Below are 12,148 nucleotides of genomic sequence, written 5' to 3' on the forward strand. Positions count from 1 at the left end.
GTTTGTGCCGTGGCGTGCACCCGCGGTCGGCGCGGGTTCGGGAGGTGTTCAGGGCGAGCGCAGCGAGAAGACGTTGGCCGGCGCCTCGGCGTACGCGTGGTCGCGCGGCATGCGGTCAGCCATCGCGAGGGCGTAGGGTGCGCCTTCCAGCAGTTGTTCGAGCATGCGGCCTTCCAGGTCCAGGCCGGCCCGGCCGGCTGCCGCCAGGCACGTCGCGCGCAGTGCCGGGTCGACGTTCCCCATGGTTCCCGTCGTCAATGTCGGTTCTTCCACCGGCGGCGCAACGGCGCCGGCGACAAGCTCGGGGCGCCTCAGGTGCCACCCCGTGGCCAACTGGTACGCGTGGCCGATGCGCAGGATCGTCGTCTCGCCGAATGGCCGGCCGAGGATCTGCATGCCCAGCGGGAGCCCTCCGGAACCGAAGCCGTTGGGCAGCGCGAGGACCGGCTGGCCGGTGACATTGGCGGCGGTGAAGTGGTTGGAATGCTTCCAGAAGGCGAGCGGGTCGTGTGCGGAGAAGGCAGGGGCCTCGCCCGAGCAGATGGTGATGAATGCGTCGAAGCGCTCGTACAACGGCTGCATCTCGGCGATGGCCCGCTGGTGCTCGCGACCGGCCCGGATGAGGTCGTTGGCCGTGAACAGGGCGGCCGGCAGCATGCGGCCCAGGATGTCGTCGCCGAAGTGGCCGGGGCGGGCGATCAGCTCCGGCTGGTGCACGTTGAACACCTCGGTTTCGGCGATGATCGTCTTGATGTCACCGTAGCTTTGCATGGGTCGTATCCGGCAGTCTTCAAGCGTGGCGCCCAGCTCTTCGAGCACGCCCCTCGCGGCTTCCATGGCACGGCGTTCGTCCGCGCTTGCCGCGACCTCTTCCTCCCAGTTGTGCCGCAGCACGCCGATCCGCAGGCCGCGCAGGTCCCCGGTCAGGGCGCCGATATAGTCGGGGATCTCGCGGGCCACGCTGGCGGGGTCGGCAGGGTCGTGCCCGGCGATTTCCTGGAGCAGGATCGCGCAGTCCTCGGCGGTGCGTGCCATGGGGCCGCTGCGGTCGAAGGTGTGCGAGTGGGGAATCACCCCGGAGCGACCGACCAGTCCGGGGGTCGGCATCAGGCCGGTGATGCCGCAGCGGGATGCCGGAACGCGGATCGAGCCGCCGGTGTCGGTGCCGATGCTGGCCGGCACCATGCCAGCGGCAATCGCCGCCGCAGAACCGCTCGAGGAGCCTCCCGTGACACGGGTCAGGTTCCAGGGGTTCCGCGGTGGCGGCCAGGGAAGATCGAACGACGGTCCGCCATGGGCAAACTCGAAAAGAGCCAGCTTGCCCATCAGCAGTGCACCGGCCGAGTGCAGCTTCCGGGTCACCGCGGCGTCCCGGGCCGGCACGTTGTCCGCCAGCAGCCTGGAATGCGCGGTGGTCGGGATGCCCGCGGTGTTGAAACAGTCCTTGAGCGCAAAGGGGATGCCGTGCAGCGGACCACGGTAGCGGCCGGCGGCAATCTCGTCGGACGCCTTCCGTGCCCCGTCGAGCGCCTGCTCGAAGGTCCGGGTGACGTACGCCTGAACCTGCCCGTCGACGGCCTCGGCGCGGGCAACCAGCGCCTCGACATACTCGAGTGGGGAGAGCCTGTGCGAGCCGATGAGCTCCCCTGCTTGCGCCAGTGTCAGTTGGTGGAGCTCGGTCGTTTCAACGGCAGCTCTCATGCGTTCGGCTCCTTGGCATTCGTTGCGATTCGCGGTGCACACCCCCGCCGGCATCGAGGGGTCCCTCCCCGATGCCGGCATGCACACACCTAAGGGATCTACCTAGGCGAGCGTCAGGCGCAGCGGCACGGATGCCCAGCCGCGCAGCGTGTTGTTGTGCTGGCGGCCGATCGGCGCGGCAAGCTCAATGCTCTTCACGCGCGGAATCAGCTTCTCCAGCAGGGAGGCGGCCTGCAGGCGTGCCGCATGCTGGCCCACGCACTGGTGCATTCCCATGCCGAAGGACAGGTGCCCGGAGGGGTCGCGCGTCAGGTCGAACTTGTCCGGGTTCTCCCAGCGGCGCGGGTCGCGGTTTGCCGCGGCGAAGCACAACATGACACGGCTTTCGGCGGGGATGATGCTTCCGCCGAAGTTCACCTCTGCGGTGGTCTTGCGGAAGATCTGCTGCACCGGGGATTCCCAGCGCAGCGACTCGTCGAAGGCGACGCGGGCCAGGCCCGGGTTCTCGCGCAAGGCGTTCCACTGTTCCGGGTGCGAGGCGAAGGCGTAGAGCATGCCGGAGATGCCGTACACCGTGGTGTCGACGCCTGCCGAAAGCAGTGAACGGGTCAACAGCGGCGCGTGTTCGTGCAGGATCTCGCCACGGTCGGCGGCGGCCCAGATGTCCGCGCCGAAGCCCACGGGCTTCAGCGAGTCGCGCTGGCACTTGGCGGTGGCCCATTCCTGGTACTCGGCGGCCTTGCATTCGCCCTTCTTGACCAGGTCGTTGCTCGGGCCCAGGGCGTTGAAGATGTGGTCGGCGTACGGAACCAGGTTCTCACGGTCCGTCTCGTCGATGCCGGAGGCATCCGGGAAGAAGTTCACCGGGAAGACCGAGCCGATTTGGCCGTGGCCGTCGATTTCGATCTGCTGTCCGGAGGTGGTGCCCTGCAGGATCTCATCGATCAGGGTTCCGGCACGTTCCAGGCAGTTGTCCTTCATGGCGCGCAGCGCACGCGAGGAGAGGATTTCCTGGAGCACTTCGCGCGGGGCGTCGTGCTCCGGCGGGTCCATCTGCAGCAGGCCGCGGGCTCGCCACGGCTCGTTGAGGCCTACGCCGGAACCGGAGGAAAGACCCTGCCAGTTGGCCACGGCGCTCGAGAGGTCCTCGTAGCCGCCCATGGCGTGGACGTTGTACTTGGAAAGGAATACCACCGGGCCGGCCTCGCGCAGGCGTTTCTGGAACGGCACCGGGTTTTCAAGGATTTCCGGGGAGAAGGGATCGTCGTCAAGGACGGGGATGGTCCCGTGGTTCACCGGGCATTGGGTGGGGGCAGTCATTGGGGGTATCTCCTAAAGATCCAGGACGAGTTTGTCGGTGATCGAACGTGACACGCAGACAAACATTCGGTCGTTCTTGGCGCGTTCACCGTCGTTGAGCAGCGAGTCGCGGTGCTCGGGGGTGCCGCGCAGGACGGAGACCTCGCAGGTGCCGCACACTCCCTCCATGCAGGAGGCAAGCACCGGAACCCCGGCATTGCCCAGTGCCGACAGGACCGTCTCGTTCGTGCCGACCGTGACGCACTTCTTGGAGCGGGACAGTTCAAGCTCGAACGGTTCGGTGCGCACCGGAGGCGGCTGGGTGGCCGGCACGAAGCGCTCGAAGCGCACCGCCCACTTGGGCCACTCGGAGGCCGCTCCGGCCACGGCGTTGAGCAGCGGCTCCGGGCCGCAGCAGTACACGCGGCCGTTTTCGACGGGCTCGTTGAGGAAGGACAGGTTCAGGTGGCCCAGCTCGTCCTGCGGCCAGACGGTGACGCGGTCGCCGTACTGGGCCAGCTCGTCCAGGAAAGCCATCGAGACGCGACTGCGGCCACCGTAGTGCAGGTGCCAGTCGATGCCCAGCTTCTCGGCTGCGGCGATCATGGTCATGATCGGGGTGATCCCGATGCCGCCGGCGATGAATTCGTAGCGGGTGCCCTGTGTGAGCAGGAAGTTGTTGCGCGGGGTGCCCACGGTGATCATGTCACCGACGGCCAGCACGTCGTGGATATAGTGCGACCCGCCGCGCGAGTTCGGTTCGCGCAGCACGGCAACCTCGTAGGAGTGGGCGTCCCAGCGGTCCCCGCACAGCGAGTAGTGGCGCGAGAGCGCACCCTGGTCCTCGGTGGGGAGCACCAGTTCGATGTGGGATCCGGGCGTCCAATCGGGGACGCGGGCGTTGTTTGGTTCTTCGAGCCTCAGCCGCACGACACCGTCGGCGAGGACATCTTTCCGCGCCACCCGCAAGGACTGGATTCCCGGGCGGCCGACAGCGGATTTGGGGGTCGACGAAGCATCGACCGAGAGCGAAGCGGCTGTAGTAGGCATGGTTCGATCATGCGCGCTAGCGGGTGTTGTAAGCAATCTCACATGACTTATCGAGGTGATAGCCGCACTGCGGCGGACGATTGCTTGACAGCGAACAATGGCTGTTTTCAACACCAAAAAGCATCCCCGCGTGCCGCAAGGTGCGGTACGCGGGGATGCTGTCCCTGCTTGGGTGACGGCAAGGGCGCCGCCGAATGTGAACTGGCGCACGGGTGCATTGCGGGGCGTCGGGCGGATCGGGCGAGGGTCGGGGGCCCGTCCTGGCCGCCGGCGGTCAATGCCGGCCGCCGCCCCCACCGAGCCACGCCCATGGCCTACCCGGGCAGGACGCTGAACCGTTCGGTGCGTTTTGCGTTCCCGCTTAGGCGCGCGCGAATTCGGGAACGAGCTGCGCGTAGGTGATATCGCCCTTCTTGACGCTGCCAAAGCGCAGCGCGAGTTCGGCCATCTTGTCCACGGTTTCCTCCGTCGCCTTGAACATCGGGTTCAGCTTCGGCTGCACGTCGGCAACATAGTGCTCCACGTACTCCGTGGCGATATCCATCCCCTTGCCGCCAAGCCCGTTGTCGTTGAGCAGCTTGGCCGCCGCTTCCTTGTTCTCGCCGATCCACTTGCTGGCCTCGTCCTGCGCAGCCAACCAGTTCTGCACGACCTCCGGCTGCTGCTGCGCCATTTCCTCGCGCACCGCGATGGCCACAACCGCCTGGTTGCGCAGCAGGTCCGGCGCACTGGCTTCGGCGAAGTCCAGCAGGATCGTCCCGCCGGTCTCCTTGCTGATAAACCGCGTTGCCGTCCATTGGACCCCGACATAGGCGTCGATGCGCTTGGCCTTGATGTTCGGGATGGCCTGGGCGGTGGGGCCCACGGCAAGCACCGTGACGTCGCCGGGCTTCATGCCCGCCAATTCCAAGGCCAACCGCAGCTGCAGGTCGCCACCGGCGCCAACGGCCGTGACGCCGATCTTCTTGCCCTTCAACGAGTGCATCTTCTCCTCGAAGCTTGCATCCGCGGCCGGCCACTGGCTGTCCGGGCCGCCAATGATCCCGTAGGTGGAATCCAGGTTGCGGAAACCAACCAGCACCGGGCGCTTGCCCTTGGAGCTGTTGGCGTGGGTTGCCATCAACAGCCCCGTGTCGGAGGCATAGCCGTCAACGGCACCGGCAACGAGCAGCTGGAACGCCTGGACGCCGCTCTGCGGGGTAATGTGCTTGGCGACCTCGAGCTGGTGCGATGCGTAGAACTTGTTTTCCAGGTTGATGGTGTCAAGGAAGTACGCATCGCCGGGGAACGCCGCAGCGTTGAACTTGTGCGTGGCACCGGTCCCTGCGGGTGCCGCGTTGCTCCCGCAGGCCGCCAGCAATGGCGCAGCGCCAATGGCTACAGCGCCAAGTCCCGCAAACCTCAATAGCGATCGGCGCGAGACTCCGTTGTCCAATGCCCGCAGACCTCCAAGAGGCGACCCGCCATTCTGTGACTCAAACATTCATACTCCTGCGTGGTTGATTCGTGCTCGGTGAAGCTGATTTCGTCGGAAGCAAGATCTTGCGGCCCTTGGTCAGGGCGCGCTCCATGGCTATTGCTCCCGCCGCTTCCGTTCGGGCAAAACTTTGAGGTGAGGCGGGTGCGAAACCCGCCGGGCTGCCAGGCTGTTGTTTGCATGGACTGGCCGCCGCAATATTTTTGGTGTTGCGCAGGCCTTGGTGGATCCCCCGTTGGCCAAGCGACCCTTGACCGATCCACGGCCCGTCTTCGCAGTCCGGGCCTTTCCCCGGCGCACTAAACGCCCGGTGTGACCCAAGTCTCTTTGGTGGCCGCCTGCATTGAAAGCACCGCAACTTGCGCAGGGTGATAAGAGACAGCTATCGGGTGTTGAACGGGCTGCGGGCGCGCAAAAGTCCCCCGTGCCGCGACTGCGGCACGGGGGACTTTTTGATTCTGCTTTAGGCCCTGGCTGCTGCGGCCGCGCGGGCCTCACGGCGGGCGCGCTGGCGCTTGAGCTCGTTGCGGGCCAACGAGTTCTTGTGGACCTCGTCCGGACCGTCAGCGAAACGCAACGTGCGCGCGTAGGCGAATGCCGATGACAGGAAGAAGTCCTGTGACAGGCCGCCGGCACCGTGCACCTGGATTGCCTTGTCGAGGATCCATTCAACGGTGGACGGGGTGGCGATCTTGATGGCCTGGATCTCGGTGTGGGCGCCCTTGTTGCCAACGGTGTCCATGAGCCAGGCGGTCTTGAGGACCATCAGGCGGAGCTGCTCGACGCGGACGCGCGATTCGGCGATCCAGTCACGGATCACGCCCTGGTCGCTCAGCGGCTTGCCGAAGGCAACACGGCTGTCCGCACGCTCGCACATCATGGAGATGGCGCGCTCGGCCATGCCGATGGCACGCATGCAGTGGTGGATGCGGCCGGGGCCCAGACGGGCCTGGGCGATGGCGAACCCGTCGCCTTCCCCGCCGATCAGGTTCGTCGCGGGAACGCGCACGTTCTCGAACACGATCTCGGCGTGGCCGCCGTTGTAGGTGTCTTCGAAGCCGAGGATCTTCATGCCGCGCTTGATGTTAACGCCCGGGGTGTTGCGCGGAACCAGGATCTGGCTCTGCTGGCGGTGGCGGTCGGCCGTCGGGTCGGTCTTGCCCATGACGATCAGGATCTCGGCGTTCGGGTTCATCGCACCGGTGATGAACCACTTGCGGCCGTTGATCACGTAGTCGTCGCCGTCGCGCACGATCGAGGTCTCGATGTTCGTCGCGTCCGAGGACGCAACGTCCGGTTCCGTCATGGCGAAGGCCGAGCGGATCTCGCCGTTCAGCAGTGGCTTGAGCCACTTTTCCTTCTGTTCCTCGGTGCCGAACTCCGCAAGCAACTCCATGTTGCCGGTGTCCGGCGCCGCGCAGTTCAGTGCCGCCGGGGCAAGGGTGCGGCTGCGGCCGGTGATTTCGGCCAGCGGCGCGTACTGCATGTTGGTCAGGCCGGCACCACCCTCACCGGGCAGGAACAGGTTCCACAGCCCGCGGCTGCGTGCCTCGGCGCGCAGCTCGTTGAGGATCTTTGACTCGGAGAACGCGTAAGGGTTCTCGAGTCCGTCCAGTTCTTCCTGGTAGGCGGCTTCGTTCGGGTACACATGCCCGTACATGAAGTCGACAAGTTCCTTCTTGAGCAGTTCAGTCCGCTCGTCTGTCGAGAAATCCATTTACTTGTACTCCTTCATTGATTCGAGTCCGAGTTCCAGCAGCAGGGGAACAGTGTTGCCGCTATCCTCGAAGCCCTCGCCAACAGTCTGGCGGTTGATGTGTCTGTAACGGACTCCCTCGGAAATCCCTGCCAGCTTGAAGCAGGCAAGGCCCAGATGGAATCCAAATCCGTCAAGCGAGCGTCCGCTCTCTTGTTCGTAGAGGTCCATGATTTCTTCTTGCGACAGGTACCCGGGTGCCAAGGTCACGTCGTAGGTTGCGGGGTCGGTGGTGTCCCGGTCCGCAACGATCTTGGCGCGTCGCTGGTAGGTGAGCATCAGCGCAAGGTCCAACAGCGGGTCCCCGAGCGTTGCCATTTCCCAGTCGATGACCGCGGCAGGCATGTCGTCGCTGCCCATCAGCACGTTGTCCAGGCGGAAGTCGCCGTGGACGATGCCGGAGGCCGAGACCGCGGGAACCGCGGCGACGAGCTTTTCGTAGAGTTCGTCGGCACCCGGAAGTTCGCGGGTGAACGAGGCATCCAGCTGGGTCTTCCAGCGCTTGACCTGACGGGCCAGGAAGCCCTCCGGACGGCCGAAGTCGGACAGGCCGACGGTCGCGGGATCCACTGCATGCAGCTTGGCCAGCGTCCGGACCAGTTCGGTCGAAATGGCGCGGGTGCGCTCTTCGCCCAGCAGACGCAACTCGTCGGCGTAGCGGTAGGGTACGCCGTCGATGCGTTCCATGATGTAGAACTCGGCGCCAATGACGTCCTTGTCCCCGCAGTAGGCAAACATCTTCGCCACCGGGACATCGGTTCCGTCCAGCGCATCGGCCATGGTGTATTCGCGGCGCATGTCATGCGCCGTGGCCATGATGGTGCCCAGCGGCGGTCGACGCACGATCCACTGCTTGGTTCCGTCGGTGAGCTCGTAGGTCAGGTTCGATTTGCCGCCCTGGATCAGCGTCGCCGAAAGCTCGCCGGCAACCATGCCGGGGCGCTCGGTGGCCAACCACCGGGTGAGATTTTCCAGATCGAGCCCGGTCGGGGACGTGGAATCCACCGACTTTTTCTCTGTGCCCTTCTGGGCCGTCACGTTACTCATGCGCGTGCAAATTCCGGTACGAGCTGCTCATAGGTGATATCGCCCTTCTTGACGCTGCCAAAGCGCAGCGCGAGTTCTGACATTTTTTCAACGGTTTCCCGGGGCGCCTTGAACATCGGGTTCAGCTTCGGCTGCACCGAGGAAACGTAGTGCTCCACGTATTCCGTGGCAATCTCCAGCCCCTTGCCGCCAAGCCCGTTGTCGTTGAGCAGCTTGGCCGCCGCTTCCTTGTTCTCGCCGATCCACTTGCTGGCCTCGTCCTGCGCAGCCAACCAGTTCTGCACGACCTCCGGCTGCTGCTGCGCCATTTCCTCGCGCACCGCGATGGCCACAACCGCCTGGTTGCGCATCAAGTCGGGCATGCCCTCTTCTGCGAAGTCGAGCAAGACCGATCCGCCGGTCTCCTTGGCAATGAAGCGGGTTGCCGTCCACTGGACGGTGACGTAGGCATCGATGCGCTTGGCCTTGATGTTCGGGATACCCTGGGCCGTGGGGCCCACGGCCAGCACCGTGACGTCGGAGGGCTTCATACCCGCAAGTTCGAGTGCCAACCGCAGCTGCAGGTCGCCGCCGGCGCCAACCGCGGAGACACCGATCTTCTTGCCTTTCAGGGAGCGCATCTTCTCTTCGAAGCTTGCATCCGCGGCCGGCCACTGGCTGTTCGGGCCGCCAACAATCCCATAGGTGGTTTCGACGGTCCGGAAACCGAGCAGCACCGGGCGCTTGCCCTTGGAGCTGTTGGCGTGGGTTGCCATCAGCAGCCCCGTGTCCGATGCGTAGCCGTCGGCGGCGCCTGCAACCATCAGCTGGAATGCCTGGACACCGCTTTGCGGTGTGACGTGCTTGGGAACCTCAAGCTGGTGCGATGCGTAGAACTTGTTTTCCAGGTTGATGGTGTCCAGGAAGTATGCATCGCCGGGGAACGCCGCAACACCGAATTTCTGCGTGGCGCCCGTCTTGGCGGGGGCCCCGCCGCCACAGGCCGACAGCAACGGGACAGAACCCAGTGCCGCCGCGCCAAGTCCCGCGTACCTCAACAGCGACCGGCGCGAGACTCCGTTGTCCAATGCCCGCAGGCCCCCACGAGGCGACCCGCCATTCTGTGACTCAAACATTCATACTCCTGTGTGGTTGACCCGGACCTGACGGCCCGGGCTGCGCTCATTCACCGCATCTGCAAAACGTGGTTATTCGGTGTTGTCCGCGTGCTCCATGACCACTCGGCCCACCGTCTTGCCATCGGCAAGCCTCTGCAGGCCGGCCGGAACGCCGTCGATCGAGAAGCGTTCACTCACGAACGGGCTGATTGCCCCGGCATTCGCCAGCTTGACCAGTTCCCGGTGGCAGTCATCGACGGCCGCCGGGTTCTTGGTGTTGTACAGGCCCCAGTGGATGCCCATGATCGAGTAGTTCTTCACCAGTGCGTGGTTCAGCGAAACCTTCTGGATCTCGCCGCCGGCGAAGCCGACGACGATGATCCGGCCCTCGAACGCGATGCACTTGGTGGAGCGCTGGTAGGTTTCGCCGCCGACCGGGTCGTAGATGACATCCGCGCCCTTGCCGCCGGTGAACACCTTGACCTGCTCGACGAAGTCTTCCTTGCGGCGGTCGATGACCAGGTCGGCGCCGAGCTTCCTGGCGTATTCGGCCTTGGCCTCTCCGCCGACCACGCCGATCACCTTCGCGCCGGCGGCCTTGCCGAGCTGGATTGCGGCGCTGCCCACCCCGCCGGCGGCGGCGTGGACCAGCAACGTCTCGCCGGGCTGGATCCGGGCCAGCCGGTGCAGTCCGAACCAGCCGGTCTGGTAGCCGATGAACAGGCTGGCGGCCTGCACGTTGTCAAGCGATTCCGGTGCCTGGTGCACCTTGTCCTGGTCCATCAGTGCGTACTCGGCGAAACCGCCGTGCGGCAACGTGGTCAGGCCCAACACCCTGTCCCCCACGGCGGCGCGGGTGACGCCCGGGCCCGCCGAGACGACCTCGGCGCACACTTCACGGCCGGGGGTGAAAGGCAGTTCCGGCTTGACCTGGTACACGCCGCGGCACATCAACACGTCCGGGAAGTTGGCGGCGGAGGCGAGCACGCGCACCAGGACCTGGCCTTCACCGGGTACCGGTACCGCGCGTTCAACTAGCTGCAGCGCGTCAACCGGCTCGCCGAGCTCGGTGACGTTCCACGCCTTCAGGGTGCTGGGGATCGGCATGGTTACTCCGACTCGAACTGGATCAGTGCCTGGCCGGGGGCCACGACGTCGCCCTCTGCCACGTCAACGGACAGCACGGTGCCGGCATCCTCGGCCGTCACCGGGATTTCCATCTTCATGGCCTCGAGGATCATGAAGACGTCGTCTTCTTCCACGCGGTCGCCCGGGGCAACGAGGATCTTCCACACGTTGGCGCCCATGTCTGCCACAATTGTCTCTGCCATTTTCATGCACTCCTTTTGGCCAGCTTGGCCTGTTCTTTAAGTCGTATCTGGATGCGCTCCACCAGTCCGGTGTCGTAGCGTCCGTCGTTGAATTCCTCGTCGGCGAGGATCTCCTCCAGGAACGGCTGGTTGGTGACCAGGCCCTCGATCTGGAATTCGCCGCAGGCCTGGATGGCCCGTGCCAGCGCGTCCTCGCGGGTTTCCCCGTACGCGCAGACCTTGGCGATCAGCGAGTCGAAGTGCGGGGTGACCTCGGTGCCGGCCGTGTAGCCGGAATCCACGCGGATTCCCTCGCCGGTCGGTTCGATCCAGCCGTCGATCGGGCCGGGACGCGGGAAGAACTTCTTCGGGTCCTCGGCGCAGATGCGCAGCTCGATCGCGTGTCCGCGGGACACCGGGTTGAAGTCCGCGGTGGTCGTGCCCGATGCCGCGATGCTCAGCTGCTGCTCGATCAGGTCGACGCCGTGGGTGAGCTCGGTGATCGGGTGCTCGACCTGGATGCGGGTGTTCATCTCGAGGAAGACGAAGTCGCCGGTGCGGGTGTCGAGCAGGAACTCCACGGTGCCCGCGTTGCGGTAGCCGACCGATCCCGCGGCCGCGATGGCCGATTCGATGAGCCGTGCGCGGGTCTCCGGGGCCAGGTGCGGCGCCGGGGATTCCTCGATCAGCTTCTGGTGGCGGCGCTGGGTGGAGCAGTCGCGCTCGCCCAGGGCCACGATGGTGCCGTCGTTCAGGCCCAGGACCTGGATCTCGACGTGTCGTGCGGACTCGACGAAGCGCTCGACGAAGACCCGGTCGGATCCGAAGCTGCGCTCCGACATCGACTTGGTGTTCTCGAAGGCCTTGCGCAGCTCGTCGGCGTCGTGGGCCACGGCCATGCCGATGCCGCCGCCGCCGGCGGAGGCCTTGACCATGACCGGGTAGCCGACGCGTTCCGCTTCCTCGACGGCCTCGTCGCCGGTCTTCAGCGCCGCGCCGGCGTCGCCGCTGATCGGCACGCCCGCGGCCGCAACGGCGCGGCGGGACTCGACCTTGTCGCCCATGACGTCGATGACGTCGGCCGAGGGGCCGACCCAGGTCAGTCCTGCGTCGGCGACTTCGCGGGCGAAGCCGGCGTTCTCGGCCAGGAAGCCGTAGCCCGGGTGGATGGCGGCGGCGCCGGATTCCTTGGCGATCGCGATGATCTGCTCGCGGTCAAGGTAGGACTGCACGGGCATGTCGCCCTTGAGCTCGATGGCCACGGAGGCCTCGGAAACGTACGGCAGGCCGGCATCGACCTTGTGGTAGACGGCGATGGTGCGGACACCGAGGCGGTTTGCCGTCTTGATGATGCGTCGTGCGATTTCGCCGCGGTTGGCGATCAGCAGTGACTCTGGGAATGAACTCATGA

At 65.7% G+C, this 12,148-nt stretch carries 10 protein-coding genes; all 10 read right to left on the minus strand.

The window, feature by feature from the left end:
- Positions 1-48: 48 nt before the first annotated feature.
- Positions 49-1,701 (minus strand): amidase, encoded by a 1,653-nt coding sequence (locus ACIQLF_RS19870; protein WP_400302379.1) that lies wholly within the window; start codon positions 1,699-1,701, stop codon positions 49-51.
- A gap of 102 nt (positions 1,702-1,803) precedes the next feature.
- The gene (locus ACIQLF_RS19875; protein ID WP_400302381.1) at positions 1,804-3,021 is read right to left on the minus strand and encodes a cytochrome P450; all 1,218 of its coding nucleotides are present in this window, start codon (positions 3,019-3,021) and stop codon (positions 1,804-1,806) included.
- 12 nt (positions 3,022-3,033) lie between these two features.
- Complete coding sequence (locus ACIQLF_RS19880) at positions 3,034-4,050, minus strand: PDR/VanB family oxidoreductase (RefSeq protein ID WP_400302384.1); 1,017 nt, start codon at positions 4,048-4,050, stop codon at positions 3,034-3,036.
- Between the two features lie 361 nt (positions 4,051-4,411).
- Positions 4,412-5,533 carry an ABC transporter substrate-binding protein gene (locus ACIQLF_RS19885; RefSeq protein ID WP_400302386.1) on the minus strand — a complete coding sequence of 374 codons (1,122 nt, stop codon included), beginning with the start codon at positions 5,531-5,533 and terminating at the stop codon, positions 4,412-4,414.
- A 457-nt stretch (positions 5,534-5,990) separates the two neighbouring features.
- Positions 5,991-7,244, minus strand: a complete 1,254-nt coding sequence (locus tag ACIQLF_RS19890) for an acyl-CoA dehydrogenase family protein (RefSeq protein ID WP_400302388.1) — start codon at positions 7,242-7,244, stop codon at positions 5,991-5,993.
- Positions 7,245-8,330: a phosphotransferase family protein gene (locus ACIQLF_RS19895; RefSeq protein WP_400302390.1), complete on the minus strand. Its 1,086-nt coding sequence runs from the start codon at positions 8,328-8,330 to the stop codon at positions 7,245-7,247. It abuts the gene before it with no gap.
- Complete coding sequence (locus ACIQLF_RS19900) at positions 8,327-9,445, minus strand: ABC transporter substrate-binding protein (RefSeq protein WP_400302392.1); 1,119 nt, start codon at positions 9,443-9,445, stop codon at positions 8,327-8,329. Before ACIQLF_RS19900 ends, ACIQLF_RS19895 begins: the two co-directional genes overlap by 4 nt.
- A 72-nt stretch (positions 9,446-9,517) precedes the next feature.
- On the minus strand, positions 9,518-10,534 hold the full coding sequence (locus tag ACIQLF_RS19905; protein ID WP_400302395.1) for an NADPH:quinone oxidoreductase family protein: 1,017 nt from the start codon (positions 10,532-10,534) through the stop codon (positions 9,518-9,520).
- 2 nt (positions 10,535-10,536) lie between these two features.
- The gene (locus tag ACIQLF_RS19910; RefSeq protein ID WP_400302397.1) at positions 10,537-10,758 is read right to left on the minus strand and encodes a biotin/lipoyl-binding carrier protein; all 222 of its coding nucleotides are present in this window, start codon (positions 10,756-10,758) and stop codon (positions 10,537-10,539) included.
- A gap of 2 nt (positions 10,759-10,760) precedes the next feature.
- Entirely contained in the window at positions 10,761-12,146 is a 1,386-nt protein-coding gene (locus tag ACIQLF_RS19915; RefSeq protein WP_400302398.1) for an acetyl/propionyl/methylcrotonyl-CoA carboxylase subunit alpha, read from the minus strand.
- Positions 12,147-12,148 lie beyond the last annotated feature (2 nt).

This window comes from Paeniglutamicibacter sp. NPDC091659, from assembly GCF_044756805.1.
Taxonomy (GTDB): Bacteria; Actinomycetota; Actinomycetes; order Actinomycetales; family Micrococcaceae; genus Paeniglutamicibacter.

What these genes read in the sequence shown, in the direction of transcription:
- ACIQLF_RS19870 (WP_400302379.1), bottom strand. Translation starts at nt 1,701, where the DNA reads ATGAGAGCTGCCGTTGAAACGACCGAGCTCCACCAACTGACACTGGCG.
- ACIQLF_RS19875 (WP_400302381.1), bottom strand. Translation starts at nt 3,021, where the DNA reads ATGACTGCCCCCACCCAATGCCCGGTGAACCACGGGACCATCCCCGTC.
- ACIQLF_RS19880 (WP_400302384.1), bottom strand. Translation starts at nt 4,050, where the DNA reads ATGCCTACTACAGCCGCTTCGCTCTCGGTCGATGCTTCGTCGACCCCC.
- ACIQLF_RS19885 (WP_400302386.1), bottom strand. Translation starts at nt 5,533, where the DNA reads ATGTTTGAGTCACAGAATGGCGGGTCGCCTCTTGGAGGTCTGCGGGCA.
- ACIQLF_RS19890 (WP_400302388.1), bottom strand. Translation starts at nt 7,244, where the DNA reads ATGGATTTCTCGACAGACGAGCGGACTGAACTGCTCAAGAAGGAACTT.
- ACIQLF_RS19895 (WP_400302390.1), bottom strand. Translation starts at nt 8,330, where the DNA reads ATGAGTAACGTGACGGCCCAGAAGGGCACAGAGAAAAAGTCGGTGGAT.
- ACIQLF_RS19900 (WP_400302392.1), bottom strand. Translation starts at nt 9,445, where the DNA reads ATGTTTGAGTCACAGAATGGCGGGTCGCCTCGTGGGGGCCTGCGGGCA.
- ACIQLF_RS19905 (WP_400302395.1), bottom strand. Translation starts at nt 10,534, where the DNA reads ATGCCGATCCCCAGCACCCTGAAGGCGTGGAACGTCACCGAGCTCGGC.
- ACIQLF_RS19910 (WP_400302397.1), bottom strand. Translation starts at nt 10,758, where the DNA reads ATGGCAGAGACAATTGTGGCAGACATGGGCGCCAACGTGTGGAAGATC.
- ACIQLF_RS19915 (WP_400302398.1), bottom strand. Translation starts at nt 12,146, where the DNA reads ATGAGTTCATTCCCAGAGTCACTGCTGATCGCCAACCGCGGCGAAATC.